Below are 21,127 nucleotides of genomic sequence, written 5' to 3' on the forward strand. Positions count from 1 at the left end.
GGTTCACTCAAGTTCCAGCACCACGACGCGCTGTCCGGCGCGCACCGCCGAACCCGGTTGCACGCGAATCTCGCGCACCACCCCGGCCATAGGCGCGAGCAGCGGGATTTCCATCTTCATCGACTCCAGAATCACCAGCACATCACCCGCGGCGACCCGGCTACCGGTTTCAACCTGAACCTGCCAAAGGTTGCCGGCGATGTGGCTATCGACGCTTTGTTGACCGCTGGCCAGCGGCGCGTCTTCGGTCAACTCCGGGACCAGTTCTTCACTGTCGAAATGCGCCTGGCCACTGGCGATCCAGCGCTCGCGTTCGGCGTTGAACGCACCTTTTTGCTGATCACGAAACGCGGCAATGCTCTCGGCTTCCTTCGTCAGGAAGGCTTGGTAATCCGCCAGATTCAGCTGACTGTGCTCGATGTTCAGATCGAAGCGCCCGAGTGGGAAATCCCGACGAATACGCAGCAGTTCATCGGCACTGACCGGGTAGAACCGGATCTGATCGAAGAATCGCAGCAGCCACGGTTTGCCATCGAATGCGGCGACCTCGCGATAGCGATTCCACATCTGCAACGTGCGGCCGACGAACTGATAACCGCCAGGGCCTTCCATTCCGTACACGCACATGTAAGCACCACCGATGCCCACCGAGTTTTCCGCGGTCCAGGTGCGGGCCGGGTTGTACTTGGTGGTCACCAGGCGATGACGCGGATCGAGTGGCGTGGCGACCGGTGCACCGAGGTAGACGTCGCCCAGGCCCATCACCAGGTAGCTGGCGTCGAACACGGTGCGCTGCACTTCGTCGAGGTTTGGCAGATCGTTGATACGGCGGATGAACTCCAGATTGCTTGGGCACCACGGGGCGTCCTTGCGCACGGTGGTCATGTATTTTTCGATCGCCAACTGGCAGGCCGGGTCGTCCCAGGACAAGGGCAGATGGACGATGCGCGAGGGCACTTGCAGGTCCTTGGCGGCGCACACGGCGTCCCATTCGCCGGCGACGATGCCGAGCAGATCGGCCAGCGGCAGTTGCTCGGGCTGGTAGTGCACTTGCAGTGAGCGGATGCCCGGTGTCAGGTCGATGACGCCGTGCAGGTTTTGGCTTTCCAGTGCTTGCATCAAGGCGTGGGCGCGGAAGCGCAAGACCAGGTCAAGTTCGGGGGCGCCGATTTCCAGCAGCAGATGAGTGTCGCCGGACAGTCGCGCCACCAGCCGCGTATCGTCCTGACCAATATCCAACACCACCGGCGACACAATCCCTTGTGGGAGCGGGCTTGCTCGCGAAGAGGTCGTGTCAGACGACGTTGATGACACAGACACACCGCTTTCGCGAGCAAGCCCGCTCCCACAGTGGGTATTCCATTTCAGGGCGAGATTGCGGGCGGTCTTCAGGTCGACGGGGAGGAACTGCACTTTGTCCCCAGCCTTGAGTTGCCCAAGCTGCCAGAGGTCGGCTTCGATCACCGTCACCGGGCAAACAAACCCGCCGAGGCTAGGGCCGTCGGGACCGAGGATTACCGGCATGTCACCGGTGAAATCCACCGCCCCAATGGCGTACGGATTGTCATGAATATTCGACGGATGCAGACCCGCCTCGCCACCATCGGCACGCACCCATTCAGGCTTCGGCCCGATCAACCGCACACCGGTTCGGCTGGAATTGAAATGCACTTCCCATTGGGTGGCGAAGAAGGTGCCAATGTAGTTTTCGGTGAAGTATTCCGGTGCGCCATGAGGGCCGTAGATCACCCGGATTTGCCGCAGAACGGGCAGCTCGGTGACCTGTTCTTCAGCCAATTGTTGACCGGCGCTGCGGTCGTTCAAAGCAGGGAGATGCAACACGTCGCCCGCCCGCAATGCACGCCCGCCATGCCCACCAAACTGGCCGAGGGTGAAGGTGCTTTTGCTGCCCAGATAATCCGGCACTTGCAGGCCGCCGCGCAGGCACAAATAACTGCGCGCGCCGGCTCCGGCAATCGTACCAAGGCTCAAAGTAGCGCCCGCCGGTACCAGTAAAACTGTGTCCATCGGCACCACTTCACCATTGAGGGTCAGTGGAATCACTGCCCCGATCACCGCCACCACCGCGTCGCAATTGAAGCGCAGCAACGGCCCGCTCATGGTGATTTCCAGCGCAGCGGCGCCTTCGTCGTTACCGAGCAAAAGGTTGCCAAAACGCAGCGCGCGACTGTCCATCGGCCCTGACGGCGGCACGCCCACGGCCCAGTAACCGAGGCGGCCGGGATAGTCCTGCACGCTGGTTTGAGTGCCGGCGCTGAGCACTTCAAACGTGTTGGCCTGATACATCAAACTTTCCAGGCAACGGGTCCACGGCTGACCGCTGGCGAAGGGCGCATCGAGCAAAATCTGCCGCAGATAATCGCGGTTGGTTTCCACCCCGTAGAGCAGGCTGTCGCCCAACGCTTGATGCAAATCGGCAGCGGCTTCTTCGCGGGTCGGCGCCCAACTGATGACCTTGGCGATCATCGGATCGAAGTACGGCGGAATTTCGCAACCGGCCTCGACCCAGGTGTCGATGCGCAGCTGCTTGCCATCGGCGGCAGGGAAGTTCACGGCGGTCAGCAACCCCGGACTTGGCTGAAAATCCCGACCCGGATCTTCGGCATAAAGCCGTGCCTGAATTGCATGGCCGCAGGCTTTCAAGCCTTGGCTCAACGTGCTCAGCGGCAGCAAATCCCCGGCCGCCAGTTCGACCATCCAGCGCACCAGATCCACGCCCCAGACTTGCTCGGTGACGCCGTGCTCCACCTGCAAACGGGTGTTCACTTCGAGAAAGTAGAAACGCTGAGCCTCGCTGTCGAAGACGAATTCAACGGTGCCGGCGCTGCGGTAATTCACCGCTTTGGCCAGTTTGATCGCCGCCGCACACAGTTCCTCAGCCATGCCCTCGGGCAGGTTCGGCGCTGGGGTTTCTTCGAGGACTTTCTGGTTGCGCCGCTGCACCGAACAGTCGCGTACGCCGAGGGCAATCACTTCGCCTTGGCCGTCGCCGAACACCTGGACTTCCAGATGACGGGCGCGCTGGATGTACTTCTCGATGAACACCCCGGCGTCGCTGAAGTTGTTCTGGCCGAGGCGCTTGACGGCCTCAAAGGAATCGCTCAGTTCGGCAGCGCTGCGGCACACGCGCATGCCGATGCCGCCACCGCCGGCGGTGCTTTTGAGCATCACCGGGTAGCCGACCTGTTCGCCGGCAATCAGCGCCGCGTCGAGGCTGTCGAGCAACTCGGTGCCTTCGAGCATCGGCACGTCATGTTGCTTGGCCAAGGCGCGTGCGGTGTGCTTGAGGCCGAACACTCGAAGCTGCTCTGGCGTCGGGCCGATGAAGGCGATGTTGGCGGCTTCGCACGCTTCGGCGAACGCGGCGTTTTCCGAGAGGAAACCGTAGCCGGGATGGATTGCCGTGGCGCCGGTGGATGTGGCGATGGCGAGGATTTTTTCGACGGCCAGATAGGTGCTGGCGGCTGCGCCTTCACCGAGGCTGTGGGCTTCGTTGGCTTGCAGGATGTGCAGGCTGGCGGCATCGGCTTCGGAGTAAACGGCAACGCCCTGAACCTGCAATTCACGCAGGGTGCGCAGGATGCGACAGGCAATGGCGCCACGGTTGGCAATCAGGACTTTTTCGAACATGGCATAACCCCTGGAGGCGATAGCGCATCAGCCTCGACCTGGGATGCGGGCCGTCCCGCAGTTTTTCTTGATGCATCCGGGCCGTCCCGGATGAAAAATCAGATTTCTCAAACGCCGCTGTTCCCCTGTAGGAGTGAGCCTGCTCGCGATAGCGGTGGGTCAGTCGACATCAAAGGTGACTTTGCTGACGCCATCGCGAGCAGGCTCACTCCTACATTGGATTGTGGTGTTTTGGCTGTTTGAGGCACTGCCCGGAACGGGCCTGGCACAACGCAAACAACCATTTACGCAACCGCACGAATTTCAGTTCCATACCAGCAGCTCCGCAGGTGTCGGGTTGTAGGCGTTGCACGGGTTGTTCAGTTGCGGGCAATTGGAGATCAGCACGATCACGTCCATCTCGGCCCGCAGGTCGACGTATTTGCCCGGCGCCGAAATCCCGTCTTCAAACGTCAGCCCGCCATCCGCCGTGACCGGTACGTTCATGAAGAAGTTGATGTTCGGCCCGATGTCGCCCTTGCCCAATCTCCCGTCGTGGACGCAGGCGCGCAGGTAGTTGTCGCGGCAGCTGTGCATGTAGCGTTTCTCCAACGCGTAACGCACGGTGTTGCTCTCTTGTGCGCAAGCGCCGCCGAGGGTGTCGTGACGGCCGCAGGTGTCGGCAACGATGGTCAGCATCGGCTTGCCGAGGTTGGAATAGAGCACGCTGCCGGTGCTCAGGTAGACGCTGTTCTGCCGGCGCAACGTGCGTTGCACGTCATAGCGTTCCTTCGGGTTGGCAACGCTGTAAAACAAGGTGTCGACAGCTTGGTTGCCTTCCAGGTCGAGGATGCGCAAGGTCTGGCCGGCCTTGACCTCCATCAGCCACGGTTCGCCGGCCGGGATGGTGGCGCGGTAGACCGCGGTTTCGGGCAACTGTTGAGCGGTAGCGATTGCGAGTGACATGGCAGCGATCCTCAGGCGAACAGACGGTCGGTGTTGATGAAGCCGCGCTCGTTTTCCGGGCGCGAGGTGCGGCAGTGTTCGGCGACGCTGGCGTCAGCATTCATCCAGCTGAGCTTCAGCGGTTTCGGCGCGTATTCAGGCGAAGGGTCCATCGGGTGTTGCAGCGCGGTGAGCACCACCAGCGTGTCCATCGGCGCATACAATTCGATGTAGTCACCGGCCCTGGAATTGCCTTCGACGAAGTGAAAACGCCCGGCCTCATCGACGTTCACGCGGCTGAACAAATTGAGCGTCATCAGCAGGTCGGACAGGCCCAAACCCCACTTACCCAGCTCCACCAGCAGGTTGTCGGTGCCGTTGCGGAAAAAGCCGTTGCGCAGTTCCTGATAGCGGCCCTGGCCGTATTTTTCTGCGACCTCTTCAGCGCAGAGCACACCACCGAGGCTGTCGCTCCAACCGCAGGTGTCAGCAGTGATGGCGGCCAGCACGCGGCCCATGTCTGAGTAAAGGCAATGGCCGGCGGTGAGCTTGGCCGTGTGTTGGCATTTGAGGCTGTCGGGCAGGTTCAGTCGTTCGGTTTTTTCGTTGGCGTTGAGCAACGTCAGGCTGACGTTGGCGCCGCCGCGCAGGTCGCTCAGGCGCAGCAATTGGCCGCGCTTCAAGACGAAGGAGCGATGGCCGCCGCCGGGGAGCATTTCTTCGGCGAAGGGCGGGAACAGTTGGGTCGAATCAGTCATATGAAAATCCTCTTAAGCGGTACGAAGCGTGCCTGCCAGCTCAGCCGGCAAGGCATCGACGGCGGCACGGTTGGTGCGGCGGTCGCTGTTCAAAGGGATGTCGTAAGTGATGCGTGCGCCATAGGCGCCGGGGGCGTGCGGATCAATGCGGACCTTGTCGAACACCAACAGGCGAGTGCCGAGGCTGAAGCCTTCGGACAGGTCGTGGGTGACCATGAACACCGTCAGTTGCGTCTCGCGCCACAGCTCCAGCAGCAGGCCATGCATGTCTTTGCGGATGCCTGGATCGAGGGCGCCGAACGGTTCGTCGAGCAGCAACACGCGGGGTTTCATGATCAGCGCCTGGGCAATCGCCAGCCGTTGTTGCATGCCGCCGGAGAGCTGCGCCGGGTACTTGTCCAGCGAATGGCCGAGACCCACTTTGTGCAGCAGCACCGAAGCTTGTTCGCGTGCGTCTTTTTTAGCGCTGCCGAACAAGCGTCCGAGCAGAGGAGAACGTGGCAGTTCGAGGCCGAGGGCGACGTTGTCCAGCACCGTTAAATGCGGGAACACCGAGTAGCGCTGGAACACCACGCCACGGCTGGCATCCGGTTCACCGGCCAGGGCTCGTCCGTCGAGCAGAATCTCACCGCGACTGGCGCGTTCCTGGCCCAGCAACAGCCGCAGGAAGGTCGACTTGCCGCAACCCGACGCACCTACCAAGGTGCAGAACTCACCCTCGTTGACGTTCAGGTTCAGCCCTTCGAGCACCACCTGATCGGCGTATTGCTGCCAGACATTTTTCACTGTGATGAAGCTCATGCGCGGACCCCCTCATACCAAGGGAACGCCCGTTGGGTCAGGCGTTTCAGGCCCCAATCCATCAGCCAGGCGAGCAGGGTGATCCAAACCACATAGGGCAGAATCACGTCCATCGCCAGATAGCGCCGCACCAGGAAAATCCGGTAACCGAGGCCGTCGGTGGAGGCGATGGCTTCGGCAGCGATCAGGAACAACCACGCCGAGCCGAGCATCAGTCGTAGCGAGATCAGCAGGCGCGGGAGCAATTGCGGCAGCACCACGCGCAGCATCAGCGTCCAGGTCGAAGCGCCGAGGGTCTGGGCCTTGATCAGCAACTCGACGGGAATTTCCCGGGCGCGTTGCTCCAGATCACGAGCCAGGCACGGGGTGATGCCGATCACGATCAGCATCACTTTCGACAATTCCCCAAGGCCGAACACAATGAACAGAATCGGCAGAATCGCCAGCGGCGGCACCATCGACAACACCGTCAGCAACGGCGACAGCGGCGCGCCAAACAGCGGCAAAGTCCCGGCGGCGATGCCCAGGCACAGCCCGGCCAGCGCACTGATGCCGAGGCCGATGGCCAGGCGTCGAAGGCTGGACGCGGTGTCTTGCCACAACAGGTATTCACCGGTGCGGGTGTCGGCAGTGAAGGCCAGGCGTTTCACCGCGTCGGTCATCTGCACGGCGCTCGGCAGCAGCTTGTCATTGGGGTTGTCCGTCAGCCGCTCGGCCGAGCCCATGAAGTAGGCGAACAGCACCAGGGCGAATGGCAGGATCACCAACAGCAGGCGACTCGGGCGATCCGGGTGGCGATTGATCAGGCGCATGGCCAGGTCCTCTTGATTACAGCTTCGCGTCGGCGGCCATCTGCACGTAGGTCGGGTCGAAGCGCAGCTTGAGGTTGGTCTTGTCGCCGCTGGTCACGCCGTTGGCGAACGCCATGCCGACCGCGCTGGTGTCCTTGGCGCCTTCACCCAGCAAGCCGTGCTGGAACGAAAACTCGGCGACTTTGCGCATGGTTTCCGGCAGTTGCTTGCTGGTGGAGAACGCCAGGGCTTCTTTCGGTGTGGCGAACAATTTGGTGGTGTCCAGTTGCGACTGGAAACCGGCCAGATCGGTGCCGGAAGCTTTGGCCATGTGTTCGAGGGCGGCTTTGCTGGCGGCGTTTTTGGCGTTCATCAACTCCACCACTTCAAACCAGGCGCCGGTCAGCGCTTTGCCCAGCGCCGGGTTGTCTTTGAGGGTCGATGAGTTGACCACCATCATGTCCATGATTTCGCCGGGGATCTGGCTGGAGTTGAACACTTCGGTCACCGCAGGCTTGGCCTTGATGTCCGAAAGCATCGGGTTCCAAGTGGTGACGGCGTTGACCTGATCGGTGTTGAAGGCGGCGGAGATATCGGCGTCAGAGGTGTTGACCACCTTCAGGTCTTTCTCGGTGAGATCGACTGAATCCAGCGCCCGGGCCAGCAGGTAATGGGAGACAGAGAGCTCCACCAGATTGACGTCCATGCCTTTGAGGTCGGTGACTTTCTTGCCGTCGCCCTTGAGCACAATGCCGTCGTTGCCGTTGGAGAAGTCGCTGACGATCAGCGCGGTGCTGTCGACGCCACCGGCCGCCGGAATGGTCAGCGCATCCATGTTGGTCATGGTGCAGCCATCGAACTGGCCGGCGGTGTATTGGTTGATGGATTCGACGTAGTCATTGAGCTGCACGACATCGATCTTGATGCCGTACTTCTTCGCCCATTTGTCGACGATGCCTTGGCTGCCGGCGTATTCCCAGGGCATCCAGCCGGCGTAGATGGTCCAGCAGACGCTGAAGTGGTCTTTCTGTGCAGCCTGGGACGAGACGCTCACGAAGGCTGCGAAAGCAGCGGCGAGCAGGGCGGGTAAACGAAGCTTGAGCATGGTGGTTCTCCAGTTGATCAAGGGCGGGCAGGAGTCAACGCGGCACCGCGAGCGGTGGCTTGTCTCCCGGGCTTTTATCCCGCCGTGTAACCTCAACTGGAGGTCGCCAACTCTCGGACCAGCCACTCGCCTTAGCGAGCCGGAACCCTAGTCAGCCATTGCAAATTGTGGTGCCGCGAACCTGTGATGACTCCTGCATGTCTTTGCTAAAGCGAGAGCCGTGCCAAGTCGGCTTGAGCGCTCTAGCGTGGGCGATTACGCAATTGGCGCGTTGGGGGGAGGTGGCGGCGTTGCCTTGTGATGGTGCGTGGATGCACCGCAATGGATCGGGCCGGCCGCTGATCTGAAGGTCCGGGCGGCTCGGCACTCGGTGGAGCATTTCCAGTCAAAACAGGTGTCAGCCGGCCTGTTCCGGCTGTGGGTCTTTCAGGAGGCCGCCATGTTTCGTCGACTGTTGCTTGGTGTTGTTCTCGGTCTGGGATTGTCCGGCTGCTACTACTACGCCGGTGGCTACGATGTGTATTCCGCGCCTTATTACTACCCCGGCTATTCACCCTATTCCTACTATTACGGACCGCGTTATTACTATGGTCCGCGCTTTTATGGTGGCTATCGCTACTACTATTGGGGCGGGCATTCGCCTCGTTACTACGGAGGTGGATATCGTGGTGGCCACCATTAATCGGTGGCTGAATGATGAAAAACCTTTCATCGGCGACTTGTTTCAATGTGTTTCAGGAACGCACCAGATTTGGAAAACGATGTCTGATCTTTCGACAGTCACCGAATAATTGACTGTCGCCTGCCAGCGTCGCTGGTGCGGCTCACTCGCGGTCCAGGAGGCCGCCATGTATCTGCGAATTCTTCTGATTGCTGTATTGGGATTGTCTCTTGGTGCATGCGTGCCCTATTCCGATGGAGGAGCCAGCTATTACCGTTCCGAGGTCTATACCTCGCCATCCTATTATGACGGCGGGCCTTACTACTCAGGTGGCGGCGGTTATTACACACAACCCCGCCGGTACTACGCCCCGCCAGCGCGGTATTACCAGCCAACACCGCGGTATTACCATCAGCCGCGGGTTTATCAACCGGCACCACGCTATTACCAGTCGTCGCCACGAGCCGATTACCGGGCTCATCAGAATCGCGGCTGGGACGGCAATAACCGTGGCGGTTGGGACGGCCGTAACCGCGGTGGAAACAACGACTATCGCGGTGGCCATGGCGGACGCGACAACCGTGGCGGAAGGGGCGACCACAACGGTCGCGGCGATCACGATGGCCGAGGCGGCCACCGTTAAACACTCATAAAAAAAGCGGCGCATGAAGCGCCGCTTTTTTATGTCTGGATTTCAGTATTCCTACAGATCGGCCAGAGGATGCCGGCCTTCCCAGGCCTTGTGGAAATGCGCTTCTACCACCGCATCCGGCAGATTATTGATGTCTGGCCAGTGCCAATGGGGCTTTTGATCCTTGTCGATCAACCGTGCGCGCACGCCTTCGCTGAACTCCGGGTGACGGCAACAGTTGAGGCTCATGGTGTATTCCATCTGAAAGACTTGAGCCAGCGACATGTGCCGGGCGCGGGCGATCTGTTCCCACACCAGATGAGCGGTCAGGGGCGAGCCTTCGCTCATGGTTTTCGCGGCACGGCTGAGCAGCATATCCGTGCTGTCACGCAGCTGGCTGATGGCCTTCCAGGCGCAGCGCACGTCACTGACATCCAGCAGCTCATCGATCTGCTGGCGTCGCGGTAGCCACTGGGCTTCGGGCATCTGCGCGATGGCTTCCTGCTGCAGGGCTTTGAGCAAACTGTTGAGCTGCATCGGCGTCTGTTCCTGCCAGTTCAACTGCAGCAGGCCTTCCATCAGCTCTTCCTGCTGTTCATCGAGCAGGAAACGGTCGGCCAGGTCGAGATCGATCGCATCGCGACCGTTGATATGGGCGCCGGTCAGGCCGAGAAACAATCCGAGCTTGCCGGGCAGGCGCGACAGAAACCAACTGGCCCCGACATCCGGGTACAAACCGATGCTGATCTCCGGCATCGCCAGGCGGCTGGTGGGCGTGACAATCCGGATGTTCGCCCCTTGCAGCAGCCCCATGCCGCCGCCGAGCACATAGCCATGCCCCCAGCAGATCAGCGGTTTTGGGTAAGTGTGCAGATTGAAGTCCAGGCGATATTCCGCCGCAAAGAAATGCGCGGCCAGCGGCGGCACTTCGCCGGGGTGGGCGCGACAGGCTTCCACCAGGCTGCGGACTTCGCCACCGGCGCAAAAGGCTTTGGCACCGTTACCGCGCAACACGACGCAGACGATTTGCGGCTCTTTGGCCCAGGCGTCCAGTTGATCGCGCAAGGCGTTGATCATCGGCAAGGACAGGGCATTCAGGGACTTTTCGGCATCCAGGCTGGCGACTCCGATGCGTGCGCCGTCGGTGCCAGTGAGTTCTTCGAAGTGCAGATTCATCGTGACCTCGATCGGGAATTTGAGCGTTCAGTATGATCGCTATGTAGGAAAGTGCCGGATCTGCGTCAGATCAATTGACAAGCGTGATGGGCTTTCCTAGGGTTCGCCCCATTGTTTTTGCCGGATGTGACCATGACTGCTGACGACCGTATCAAACTCGAACCGAGCTGGAAGGAGGCACTGCGTGCCGAATTCGACCAGCCCTACATGGCAGAGTTGCGCGACTTCCTGCAAGAGGAGCGCGCGGCGGGCAAGGAAATCTACCCTCCAGGACCGATGATTTTCAACGCGCTCAATTCGACACCGCTGGATAAAGTCAAAGTCGTCATCCTCGGCCAAGACCCGTACCACGGTCCGGGACAGGCCCATGGCTTGTGCTTCTCGGTGCAACCGGGCGTACCGGCGCCGCCGTCGCTGGTGAACATCTACAAAGAGTTGAAACGCGATCTGAACATCGACATCCCGACCCACGGTTGCCTGCAAAGCTGGGCCGACCAGGGCGTGCTGATGATCAACACCACCATGACCGTGGAACGCGCCAACGCCAATGCGCACAAGGACAAGGGCTGGCAGTTTTTCACCGATCGGATCATCGAAGTGGTCAGTGAACATCAGCCGCATCTGGTGTTTATGCTGTGGGGCGCCCATGCCCAGAGCAAGCAGAAGCTGATCGATGCCACCAAGCACCTGGTGCTGACGTCGGTGCATCCGTCGCCGTTGTCCGCCTATCGTGGCTTCCTTGGGTGCGGGCATTTCAGCCGAACCAATAAGTTTCTGGAGCAGAATGGCGAGACGCCGATCGAGTGGCGGTTGCCGCCAGTTTGATGCGTTGACCCAGTTGACCCAGTTGACCCATTCGCGAGCAAGCCCGCTCCCACAAGGATCACGCGAACCCTGTGGGAGCGAGCCTGCTCGCGAAAGGGGCGACTCGGTCTTTCAGACAGATTCAGGCACCCGATTCCAATACTTGAACAACGGCTCCGCCAGAAACAACACAAACAACAGCCGCATCACCTGCATCGCTGTCACCAGCGGCACCGACAATTGCAATGTCTCTGCCGTCAGGCTCATCTCCGCAATCCCGCCGGGCATCATGCCGAGCGTCAGCGAACGCAAATCCAAATGCGTCAGCGCACTCAACCCCAATGCCGCCAGTGTGGCGATCAACATGGTCAGCACCGTGCCGATCAAGGTCCGCCCCATAAAAGAAGGCGCACGCCGGAAAAACTGCCGATTGAAGTGACACCCCAAGCCGCTGCCAATCAGCCATTGGCCGATCTGGCTGCCGCCGTTGGGCAAACTGATGTGCAGATCCCAGCCAATGCTCACCGCCGCACTCACCAGCAACGGCCCGAACAGCCACGGATTGGGTTGCCGCAGACGCTCCCAGAGCCAGGCGGCGAGGGCGCCCGCCGGGAACAGAAGCGCCAGCCAGCGCCAGTCAACGGAAGTGGCATGGGCCAGCGGTGCACCGTCACCCAACAAATACTTGAACGCCGCCGGCACACACAGCACCACCACCAACACCCGCAGACTTTGCCCCGCCGCAACACGACTGAGCACCGCGCCGTTACGCGCGCCGAGGTTGACCATCTCCCCGGAGCCGCCGGGCATGCTGGAAAAGAACGCCGTGGCGCGATCTTCACCGGTACGCCGCATCAACCAGACCCCGACTACGGCCGACAGGCTGGTGACCAACGCACCGAAGAAGATCAGACCGAAGTGGCTCAGGACCTGCTCCATCACCACCGGCGTGAAGTGCAAGCCGATCCCGATGCCGACAATCCACTGGCCGCACTTGCGGCCGCCAGGGATTTCCGCCAATTGCCAGGGTGTCAGGCAACGCACCAGGATGATCGCCAGCAACGAGCCGACCATCCACGGCAGCGGCCAGCCGATCTGGCTGGCGAGGTAACCGCCCAGCAGACCGACCAGCGGTGTTCCCCACCAGGCTTTGAACGGTGTTCGATCAGACATCGGCGATTGCGCGCTGAGCGGCCGAACGTTTGCGCCAGATCCGCAGCAGTGGCATCAGCAGCATGATTGCGGTCAGTACCCAGACACCGAAGGTGATTGGGCTCGACCAGAGGATTTCCAGCGCACCGTTGGAAATCGACAGGGCGCGACGCAGGTTCTGCTCCATCAAGCCGCCGAGGATGAAACCCAGCAGAACCGGCGACAACGGGAAGTCCAGCTTGCGCAGGATGTAACCGAAGATACCGATACCGATCATCAGGAACAGGTCGAAGGTGGTGGCATGCACCGCGTAGACGCCGATCCCGGTGATGATTGCAATCACTGGCACCAGCGCCCAGTTCGGCACGGCAAGGATGCGGGTGAAGATGCGGATCATCGGAATGTTGAGGATCACCAGCATCACGTTGGCGACGAACAACGACGCGATCAGGCCCCAGACAATGTCCGGTTGCTGTTGGAACAACAGCGGGCCCGGGGTGATGTTGTACAGCGACAGCGCGCCGATCATCACTGCCGTGGTACCCGAACCCGGAACGCCGAGGGTCAGCATTGGCACCAGGGCACCGCAGGCCGCGCCACCGATAGCGGTTTCCGGAGCCGCGAGGCCACGCATGTCGCCTTGTCCGAAAGTGCCCTTGGCGCCGGCGATACGTTTCTCGGTCATGTAGGCCACGGCGCTGGCCAACGTCGCGCCGGCACCCGGCAACACGCCCATGATGAAGCCCAGCAAACCGCAACGGATGTTCACCACGAACACCGCCGAGGCTTCCTTGAAGTTGAACATCATGCGCCCGGTGGCTTTCACCGCTTCCTGGCCGCGATGGGTTTTTTCCAGCAGCAGCAGGATTTCACTGATGGAGAACAAGCCCAGTACCAGCACAACGAACTGAATACCGTCCGTCAAATGGATGTTGTCCCCGGTGAAACGGTACACGCCGCTGTTGGCATCGATCCCGACGGTCGACAGAAACAAACCGATCAGCGCAGCGATAAAGGTCTTTAGTGGTCGGTCGCCGGCCATGCCGCCGAGACAGACAATCGCAAACACCATCAGCACGAAGTATTCCGCAGGTCCGAAGGCAATCGCCCATTTCGCCAGCAGCGGGGCAAACAGCACCATACCGCACGTCGCGATGAACGCACCGATGAACGAGCTCCACGCCGACAGCGACAGCGCCACACCGGCCAGGCCTTTGCGGGCCATCGGGTAACCGTCGAGGGTGGTCATTACGGTGGAAGCTTCGCCCGGAATGTTCAGCAGGATCGAGCTGATCCGGCCGCCGTATTCGCAACCCAGGTACACCGCCGCCAGCAGAATCAGCGCCGACTCCGGTGGCAGGCCGAGGGCGAATGCGATCGGAATCAGCAACGCCACGCCGTTGATCGGGCCCAGCCCCGGCAACAGCCCGACGACGGTGCCGATGAGGGTGCCGCACAGCGCGGTCACGAGGTTGTACGGGGTCAGCGCGACGCCGAAGCCCTGACCCAAATAGCCAAGAGTATCCATATCAGTTCTCCAGAACGTCGAGCACGCCCAGCGGCAGTGGCACGTCCATCACTTTGTCGAACAGCAGATAAAGACCGAAAGCCATCAGGCTGATGATCACCGTGCTGTGCAGCCAGCGACCGCCATACAGGCGTGCCATGGGGATTCCAATCAGAATGCTGGCGACGATGAAACCAAGGGGTTCGAAGGCCCCGGCGAACACCAGCAACAGCAGCACGCAGATGCCGATTTTGATCAGGGTTTCGCGGTCCAGTTTCGGGTCGTCATCGCTGTGGATGATTGGTGTCGGGCGAAACACCATGTACAGCAGACCAAGGCCCATCAGGCCGAGCATCAATAATGGAAAGGCGCGCGGCCCCACCGGTTCGTAGGAAAAAGACGCTTGATACGGCCACGCCATCAGCGCCAGGCCAACACAGGCCAGCAACAGCGCCGAAGCGAAAATGCGTTGTAAGAGCATGGGAAACTCCTGTGCCGCGGCCCCGCAGAACGGGGGCCGCAGCCGCTAGACAGAGGCGATCACTGAATCAGGCCGAACTCTTTGGCCAGCACTTTGTAGTCCGCAACCTGCTTCTTCACGTAGGTGTCCAGCTCCGGGCCGGTCATGGCGAACGGGAAGAGCTCACGTTGATCGCGCAGTTTGGCAAAATCGTCGGACGCCAACAGTTTGTCGAAAGCGTCTTTCCACCAGGCGTAGTCTTCGTCGCTGACCTTTGGCCCAAGGTAGAAGCCGCGAACCACCGGCCAGACGATGTCGTAGCCTTGCTCTTTGGCGGTCGGAATGTCTTTCATTTCCGGCTCGTCCAGACGCTTCTCGGAGAACACGGCCAGCAGGCGCATGTCACCGCTCTGGATGTGCGGCATGGAGTCGGAGATGTCGGTGCTGCCGACCTGGATGTGGCCGCCGAGCAGGGCGGTGGCGATTTCACCACCGCCTTCGAGGGCGACGTAACGCAGGTCGCGCGGGTTGATCCCGGCAGCCTTGGCGATCAGCGCGGTCTGCATCCAGTCCTGGCTGCCAACGGTGCCGCCGGAGCCGATCACCACTTTGCTCGGATCTTTCTTCAACGCCTGAACCAGATCGTCCAGGGTCTTGTAAGGCGAATCGCTTTTCACCGCGATGGCGCCGTAGCTTGTTCCGACCGCCGCCAGCCAGCGCACGGCGTTTTCATCGAAACGACCGAACTTGCCTTGGGCCAGGTTCAGCAGCGAGCCGCTTGACCACGCCACCAGCGTGCCCGCGTCGGCTGGACGTTGAGCGACCACCGCGTTGTACGCCACCGCGCCGACACCGCCGGGCATGTAGGTCACGCGCATCGGTTTGGTCAGCAGTTTTTCGTTGACCAGCGCGCTTTGTGCCAATTTGCAGGTGAGGTCGAAACCGCCGCCGGGCGAGGCCGGGGCGATGCATTCCGGGCGTTTCGGTTCGGCCATCAATTGGCCGGCAAACAGCACACAGCTGGCGGCTAGAGCAACTTTACGCAGTGATAAGTTCATTTGAGTCTCCACGGGCATTCATTATTGTTATTGAACGTGATGTTTACCAAAGGGCAACGCTATAGCTCACCAGCAGACGCACTTCATCGGCATCGCGAGCGGAGTAGTTGGAACGGTAGGTGGCATTACGCAGGCGTACGGCGACATCTTTCAGAGCGCCGCTTTGTACGACGTATTTGATTTCGGTGTTGCGTTCCCACTCTTTGCCTTCGTCACCGTTCTTGAGCTTGATGTTGTCGCCGCTCAGGTAACGGCTCATGAAACTCAGGCCCGGAATGCCGAGTTTGGCGAAGTCAAAGTCGTAACGTGCCTGCCAGGAGCGTTCTTCGGCGCCGGCAAAGTCGTTGATCTGAACGAAGTTGACCAGGTACGGGTCACTGCCATCGACATAAGGGAAGGCGCTGTCACCGGACATGTGCTGATAGCCGGCGCTGAATTTATGCCCGCTCAAGGCGTAGCTCACTAGGCCGTTGAGGGATTTGTTGTCGATATTGCCGCCACGGGCCGCGCCCTGGTCATCACTGATGGCCAAGCGCAGATCGGTGCCGAAAGTGCCGGGGCCGAACGGTTGCGAAGCGACAACACCGAGGAAGTGCTGGTTGTAGACTTCATCAAGTTGCGCGAAGTGGTAACTGCCGGTGATTTTGTCGGTGAACTTATAGTCCACGCCGCCAAAGTCAAAGTGCTTGCCGGCAGCGGTGCCAGCAAAACGGCTGTTCTTGTTGTTGAGGGCGATGTCCTCGAAGTCGGTGCTGTCACGGTCCTTGGCTTTCTCCAGACGCCCGCCGGTGAAGGTCAGGTTCTTGATCTCTTTGGAGGTCAGCAAACCGCCCTCAAAGGTCTGCGGCAAGATGCGCCCGTCGTTGGGCTTGAGGATCGGCAGTTCCGGAATCAGGCTGCCGATTTTAAGTTCCGTGGCGGAGATTTTCACTTTGCCGGTCAGGCCAAGCTTGGAGTACTCATCGGCCGCGCGGCCGTCGTCATGGGTTGGCAGCAGGCCGGTGCCGGTGCGGTCGGGACTCGAATCGAGTTTGACCCCCAGCATGCCCAGCGCATCGACACCGAACCCCACGGTGCCATCGGTGTAACCCGATTGCAGGTTGAGCATGAACCCCTGAGCCCATTCGTCCCGCTTGGATTGCTGGGCGCTGGTACCGTCGCGAAAGTCGCGGTTGAAATACATGTTGCGGGTTTCGAGGGTTGCCGTACTGTCTTCGAAGAAGGCAGCCTGACTCAACGGCGAAAAGCCGGCGAGGGCGGCGGCACTGGCGAGGGCGGTGTGGCTGAGGCGAGAAAAACGAGCAGGCGGGCGAGCCTGAAGCTGCATGGACAGCATGGTGTCGTACTCCGTTTATTGTTCTTATTGGCGAAAACGCTTCGAGGCGTTTTTCGTACGCTATGTGCGGTAGCGACGGGCAGTCGAAACTGTCCGTGGCTGGACTCTAACCGGCCAACCTTTCGCTAACCTTTCAGCTGACTTTCACGGTTTTCGGGCTTCACAGCGGCGGTTGCGGCTGTAAACTCCGCGCCAAAGAATGGCGCCGACCATCCCTGAATGAGGTAAAGATCCATGCGTGTTCTGCTCGTCGAAGACCATCTTCAGCTCGCCGAAAGTGTCGCCCAGGCGCTCAAGAGCACCGGGCTGACCGTGGATGTGCTGCACGACGGCGTGGCGGCCGACCTGGCGTTGAGCAGCGAGGAATACGCCATGGCGATTCTCGACGTCGGCCTGCCGCGCATGGATGGATTCGAAGTGCTGGCGCGCCTGCGGGCGCGGGGCAAGAACCTTCCGGTGTTGATGTTGACCGCCCGCAGCGACGTCAAGGATCGGGTTCACGGCCTGAACCTCGGCGCTGACGATTACCTGGCCAAACCTTTCGAACTGACTGAACTCGAAGCCCGGGTCAAAGCCTTGCTGCGCCGCAGTGTGCTCGGCGGTGAACGCCTGCAGCGCTGCGGCGTGCTGGCCTATGATCTGGACACACGGCGCTTCACCCTCGGCGAAGAGTTGCTGACCCTGACCTCCCGCGAGCAAGCCGTGCTCGAAGCCCTGATCGCCCGTCCCGGCCGGGTGATGAGCAAGGAGCAACTGGCCTCGCAAGTCTTCGGCCTGGACGAAGAAGCCAGCCCCGACGCCATCGAGATCTATGTCCATCGCTTGCGCAAAAAGCTCGATGGCCAACCGGTGGTCATCGTGACCTTCCGCGGTCTCGGCTACTTGCTGGAAAGCCGCGATGCATAAGCCCAGCAGCCTGCGCTGGCGGTTGCTGTGGAATCTGGCGCTGTTGCTGGTGGTGTTGATGCTGGCCAGTGGTTTGAGCGCTTACTGGAACGGTCGCGAAGCTGCTGACACCGCCTATGACCGGACCTTGCTGGCCTCAGCGCGGACCATCGCGGCGGGCGTCTCCCAGCGTGACGGCACGCTGAGCGCCGACGTGCCGTACGTGGCCCTCGACACCTTCGCCTACGACAGTGCGGGACGGATTTTTTACCTGGTCAACGACATCAATCAGAAGCTGATCTCGGGTTACGAAAATCTGCCGCCACCGCCGCCGGGAACCCCGCGAACGGACGACTATCCGGCACTGGCGCGTTTCTATAACGCCAAGTATCAGGGGCAGAACGTACGCGTGGTGAGCCTGCTCAAACCCGTGAGCGAGCCGAACATGAACGGCATGGCGGAAATCCGCGTGGCGGAAACCGATGAGGCGCGGGTCAGCATGGCCCGCAGCCTGGCAGCGGACACATTGCTGCGTCTGGGCATGCTGGCGATCGGTGCGTTGTTGTTGGTGTGGTTTGCGGTCAGCGCCGCGTTGCGTCCGCTGGAACGCTTGCGCACTGCGGTGGAAGAGCGTCAGCCGGACGATCTGCGGCCACTACCGTTGGTGGAAGTGCAGCACGAATTGTGGCCATTGGTTCGCGCGCTCAATCACTTTACCGAGCGCCTGCGCGGGCAGTTCGAACGTCAGGCGCAGTTCATCGCCGATGCCGCCCATGAGCTGCGTACTCCCTTGGCGGCGCTCAAGGCACGACTGGAACTGGGCTTACGCTCGACCGAACCGCAAACCTGGCGCAGTACATTGGAAACCGCCGCCCAAGGCACGGACCGTTTGACCCACCTTGCCAATCAACTGCTCTCGCTGGCGCGGGTCGAAAATGGCGCCCGGGCCATCGCCGAGGGCGGCGCGCAGTTGCTTGACCTCAGTCAGCTGGCTCGCGAACTCGGCATGGCCATGGCACCGCTGGCCCACGCACGTGGTGTGGCGTTGGCGCTGGAAGCGGACGAACCGGTGTGGTTGCGCGGCGAGCCAACGCTGTTGAACGAACTGTTGAGCAATCTGGTGGATAACGCGCTGGCCCATACGCCGTCGGGCGGCAACGTGATTCTTCGAGTCACTGCACCGGCCGTGTTGGAGGTCGAGGACGACGGCCCGGGCATTCCTCTTGAAGAGCGCGATCGGGTGTTCGAGCGCTTTTACCGCCGTAACCAGCAGGTGGCCGGTTCGGGATTGGGGCTGGCGATTGTTGGCGAGATCTGCCGCGCACACCTGGCTCAAATCAGCCTGCACGATGGCGAACAGGCGGGGTTGAAGGTGCGGGTGAGTTTTATTGCAGGGGAGTGATGGTGTCTGTGCTGGCCTCTTCGCGGGCAAGTCGGATCGCCGCACCGCTCGCTCCTACAGGTTTGTGATGACCTGTAGGAGCGAGGCTTGCCCGCGAAGCTCTTAATAGAACATCGACCGCGACTCTTCCAGATCGCGGCACATCGCCTCGTTCTCCGGATCAATCCCCAGCTTTTTGAACGCCGGCACGCTGGATGCGTCGATGCGCGCGAGAGGATGGTCGGTGTCCTTGTGGCAATACAGGCTGGCCACTTGCACCAGATCGACATAATCGACCCGCTCGGACTGTCGATTGAAGTCCAGATAAAGCCCCGGCACCTGAACCAGCATTTCCGGAAACTCCCAGACCCTGAGCAGTTTGTCGCCGAGCAGGGGATGAATGTGATCGATCACATGGTTGAGGCTGACCGGGTCAGCCAGCAGTTCATAGTGATCTTCGGCGTAGGTCAGGATCGGCAGCACACCGATCTGATGCACCAGTCCGCCAAGGGCTGCCTGATCGGGCTTGAGTTGGGTGTACCTGCGGCACAGTGCATAGCTGATCCCGGCGATTTCCAGGCTTTTGCGCCAGACATCGCGCATTTTGTGTTCCACCACCTCGGAGCGGGCATGGAAAATCTGTTCCATGACCAGACCGATGGCCAGGTTGCTGCTGTAATTGATGCCCAGTCGAGTGATTGCCGTGTGCAGGTCAGTGACTTCCTGGGTCGCGCGCAACAGCGGGCTATTGACTACTTTGATCAGACGCGCCGACAGCGCGGTATCGCGGCCGATCACTTTGCTCAGGGTGCTGACGCTGATTTCCGGGTCTTCAGCGGCCTTGCGAATCTGCAGGGCCACTTCCGGTAACGTTGGCAGAACCAGGTCATCGTTATCGATGGCCTCAACCAAATCCTGTTGGACCTTTTCCGCCAGCTCGCTCATTTCGTTTCTCTAGGTATTGCGACAAATGCTGCTGTTAACGCTGGATTTCGCGATCGCGATCCAGTTGGTAAGGCAGGTCGAGCAGGTGCAGGGCTGGCCCTTCGAGCGCGCCCAGATGGATATCACCCCCTTCTGCTGCTTCGGCTTGCAGTACGGCCAGGAGTTCAATGTTTTGCCCGGCGTTGGCGGCCAGCACCACTTCGCCGATAGAGCTGCCGTGGGTAGGGGAAAACAATTGTGTGCCAGGTTCAGGCAACTCGTTGGCATCCAGTTTCAGGCGATACAAGCGGCGCTTGAGTTTGCCCAGGTACTGCATGCGCGCGACGATTTCCTGGCCGGTGTAGCAACCTTTCTTGAAGCTCACGCCGCCCACGGCTTGCAGATTGAGCATCTGCGGGATGAACAGCTCGCGAGTGCTCGGCATGACCTGGCCGATCCCTGCGCGGATCTGCCCCAACAGCCATTGATTCAGATCGCCTTCGGCCAATACGGCGGACAGCTTGCCCTTGATAAGGTCGGCCTGGTCGGCGGCGACCCAGAGTTCGGCGCGGTCCGGCGAGACGCGAATGGCGATCAAACCGTCATTGCGCGCGACGCTGTCGGTGTCGGCCGGCAGCTCAAGACCGAGGCTGATCAGTGTCGCATCGCCATGGTCGACGCCGAAGCGGACCCAGGCGGCGCTTTCATCGGTCAGTTTGGACTTGGAAAACACTGCGTACTTTTTCAGGTCCGCCAGTTGCGGTTCCAGCAGTTCGGTGGCCATGGCCATCAGAACGCCGTCGCTTTCCAGCAGGATGCGGAAACTCGACTGCATCCGGCCCTTCTGCGTGCAGCGGGCGCCGAGGCTGGCCTGGGTGTCACTCAGGTAATTGAGGTTGCAGGTCAACTGGCCTTGCAGGAATTTGCCGGCATCCGCGCCGCGTACTGCGAGAACGCCTTCGTGAGACAGGGTGCAGAAAAAAGCAGAATCGGCCATGGGTCATCGCAGGGTAAAGAGTCTGGGGGACATCATAAGGGGGCGCTCTTGAAATGGGTAGTTCACAAAGGATCGTTGGTGGCCGACCAAAGCCGAGTGTTCGACTGTGCCTGGGGCTGTATACT

General features: G+C 60.8%; 19 protein-coding genes and 1 riboswitch. Of the genes, 5 read left to right on the forward strand and 14 right to left on the reverse strand.

Annotated elements, in window-relative coordinates; all coding sequences use genetic code 11:
* Positions 1 to 3: 3 nt before the first annotated feature.
* From uca to ACMXYJ_RS08825, 6 genes are all read right to left on the reverse strand, one after another.
* The gene (uca, locus tag ACMXYJ_RS08800) at positions 4 to 3,651 is read right to left on the reverse strand and encodes an urea carboxylase (protein ID WP_415759496.1); all 3,648 of its coding nucleotides are present in this window, start codon (positions 3,649 to 3,651) and stop codon (positions 4 to 6) included.
* A gap of 303 nt (positions 3,652 to 3,954) precedes the next feature.
* Positions 3,955 to 4,596 (reverse strand): urea amidolyase associated protein UAAP2, encoded by a 642-nt coding sequence (locus ACMXYJ_RS08805; RefSeq protein ID WP_218437284.1) that lies wholly within the window; start codon positions 4,594 to 4,596, stop codon positions 3,955 to 3,957.
* 11 nt (positions 4,597 to 4,607) lie between these two features.
* Positions 4,608 to 5,333 carry an urea amidolyase associated protein UAAP1 gene (locus tag ACMXYJ_RS08810; protein ID WP_415759497.1) on the reverse strand — a complete coding sequence of 242 codons (726 nt, stop codon included), beginning with the start codon at positions 5,331 to 5,333 and terminating at the stop codon, positions 4,608 to 4,610.
* 12 nt (positions 5,334 to 5,345) lie between these two features.
* Positions 5,346 to 6,134 (reverse strand): ABC transporter ATP-binding protein, encoded by a 789-nt coding sequence (locus tag ACMXYJ_RS08815; RefSeq protein WP_415759498.1) that lies wholly within the window; start codon positions 6,132 to 6,134, stop codon positions 5,346 to 5,348.
* The gene (locus tag ACMXYJ_RS08820) at positions 6,131 to 6,946 is read right to left on the reverse strand and encodes an ABC transporter permease (protein WP_415759500.1); all 816 of its coding nucleotides are present in this window, start codon (positions 6,944 to 6,946) and stop codon (positions 6,131 to 6,133) included. Before ACMXYJ_RS08820 ends, ACMXYJ_RS08815 begins: the two co-directional genes overlap by 4 nt.
* 16 nt (positions 6,947 to 6,962) lie before the next feature.
* Complete coding sequence (locus ACMXYJ_RS08825) at positions 6,963 to 8,030, reverse strand: putative urea ABC transporter substrate-binding protein (RefSeq protein ID WP_415759501.1); 1,068 nt, start codon at positions 8,028 to 8,030, stop codon at positions 6,963 to 6,965.
* Between the two features lie 61 nt (positions 8,031 to 8,091).
* Positions 8,092 to 8,192, reverse strand: a riboswitch (guanidine-I (ykkC/yxkD leader).
* Between the two features lie 277 nt (positions 8,193 to 8,469).
* Between ACMXYJ_RS08825 and ACMXYJ_RS08830 the strand changes: the two genes are divergently transcribed.
* Together ACMXYJ_RS08830 and ACMXYJ_RS08835 are read left to right on the forward strand one after the other, a co-directional pair.
* Positions 8,470 to 8,712: a hypothetical protein gene (locus ACMXYJ_RS08830; RefSeq protein WP_415760700.1), complete on the forward strand. Its 243-nt coding sequence runs from the start codon at positions 8,470 to 8,472 to the stop codon at positions 8,710 to 8,712.
* Positions 8,713 to 8,878: 166 nt separating this feature from the next.
* A complete protein-coding gene (locus tag ACMXYJ_RS08835) occupies positions 8,879 to 9,334 on the forward strand; it encodes a hypothetical protein (RefSeq protein WP_415759502.1) in 456 nt (151 codons plus the stop codon).
* Between the two features lie 60 nt (positions 9,335 to 9,394).
* On the opposite strand, the gene ACMXYJ_RS08840 is transcribed toward ACMXYJ_RS08835, so the two are convergent.
* Entirely contained in the window at positions 9,395 to 10,498 is a 1,104-nt protein-coding gene (locus ACMXYJ_RS08840; protein WP_415759503.1) for an enoyl-CoA hydratase/isomerase family protein, read from the reverse strand.
* A gap of 132 nt (positions 10,499 to 10,630) precedes the next feature.
* Here ACMXYJ_RS08840 and ung point away from each other — a divergent pair, with 132 nt between their 5' ends.
* Positions 10,631 to 11,323 (forward strand): uracil-DNA glycosylase, encoded by a 693-nt coding sequence (gene ung, locus ACMXYJ_RS08845; protein ID WP_415759504.1) that lies wholly within the window; start codon positions 10,631 to 10,633, stop codon positions 11,321 to 11,323.
* Between the two features lie 111 nt (positions 11,324 to 11,434).
* On the opposite strand, the gene ACMXYJ_RS08850 is transcribed toward ung, so the two are convergent.
* The 5 genes from ACMXYJ_RS08850 to ACMXYJ_RS08870 are packed head-to-tail and all read right to left on the reverse strand — an operon-like array spanning position 11,435 to position 16,815.
* On the reverse strand, positions 11,435 to 12,475 hold the full coding sequence (locus ACMXYJ_RS08850) for an AbrB family transcriptional regulator (RefSeq protein WP_415759505.1): 1,041 nt from the start codon (positions 12,473 to 12,475) through the stop codon (positions 11,435 to 11,437).
* Positions 12,468 to 13,982 carry a tripartite tricarboxylate transporter permease gene (locus ACMXYJ_RS08855; protein ID WP_415759506.1) on the reverse strand — a complete coding sequence of 505 codons (1,515 nt, stop codon included), beginning with the start codon at positions 13,980 to 13,982 and terminating at the stop codon, positions 12,468 to 12,470. The genes ACMXYJ_RS08850 and ACMXYJ_RS08855 overlap by 8 nt, the downstream gene beginning before the upstream one ends.
* Position 13,983: 1 nt before the next feature.
* Positions 13,984 to 14,442 (reverse strand): tripartite tricarboxylate transporter TctB family protein, encoded by a 459-nt coding sequence (locus tag ACMXYJ_RS08860; RefSeq protein WP_415759507.1) that lies wholly within the window; start codon positions 14,440 to 14,442, stop codon positions 13,984 to 13,986.
* A gap of 59 nt (positions 14,443 to 14,501) precedes the next feature.
* Entirely contained in the window at positions 14,502 to 15,479 is a 978-nt protein-coding gene (locus ACMXYJ_RS08865) for a Bug family tripartite tricarboxylate transporter substrate binding protein (RefSeq protein WP_415759508.1), read from the reverse strand.
* Between the two features lie 43 nt (positions 15,480 to 15,522).
* Positions 15,523 to 16,815, reverse strand: a complete 1,293-nt coding sequence (locus tag ACMXYJ_RS08870; RefSeq protein ID WP_415759509.1) for an OprD family porin — start codon at positions 16,813 to 16,815, stop codon at positions 15,523 to 15,525.
* A 234-nt stretch (positions 16,816 to 17,049) separates the two neighbouring features.
* Between ACMXYJ_RS08870 and ACMXYJ_RS08875 the strand changes: the two genes are divergently transcribed.
* Together ACMXYJ_RS08875 and ACMXYJ_RS08880 are read left to right on the forward strand one after the other, a co-directional pair.
* A complete protein-coding gene (locus ACMXYJ_RS08875; protein WP_008153060.1) occupies positions 17,050 to 17,721 on the forward strand; it encodes a response regulator in 672 nt (223 codons plus the stop codon).
* Positions 17,714 to 19,102 carry a sensor histidine kinase gene (locus ACMXYJ_RS08880; RefSeq protein ID WP_415759510.1) on the forward strand — a complete coding sequence of 463 codons (1,389 nt, stop codon included), beginning with the start codon at positions 17,714 to 17,716 and terminating at the stop codon, positions 19,100 to 19,102. The genes ACMXYJ_RS08875 and ACMXYJ_RS08880 overlap by 8 nt, the downstream gene beginning before the upstream one ends.
* A 102-nt stretch (positions 19,103 to 19,204) precedes the next feature.
* Here ACMXYJ_RS08880 and ACMXYJ_RS08885 read toward each other — a convergent pair whose 3' ends face one another.
* Complete coding sequence (locus tag ACMXYJ_RS08885; protein WP_415759511.1) at positions 19,205 to 20,026, reverse strand: HDOD domain-containing protein; 822 nt, start codon at positions 20,024 to 20,026, stop codon at positions 19,205 to 19,207.
* Between the two features lie 34 nt (positions 20,027 to 20,060).
* The gene (locus tag ACMXYJ_RS08890; RefSeq protein ID WP_415759512.1) at positions 20,061 to 21,002 is read right to left on the reverse strand and encodes a YgfZ/GcvT domain-containing protein; all 942 of its coding nucleotides are present in this window, start codon (positions 21,000 to 21,002) and stop codon (positions 20,061 to 20,063) included.
* Positions 21,003 to 21,127 lie beyond the last annotated feature (125 nt).

Origin of the sequence: Pseudomonas arabinosi, from assembly GCF_047758675.1 — a bacterium.
GTDB lineage: Bacteria > Pseudomonadota > Gammaproteobacteria > Pseudomonadales > Pseudomonadaceae > Aquipseudomonas > Aquipseudomonas arabinosi.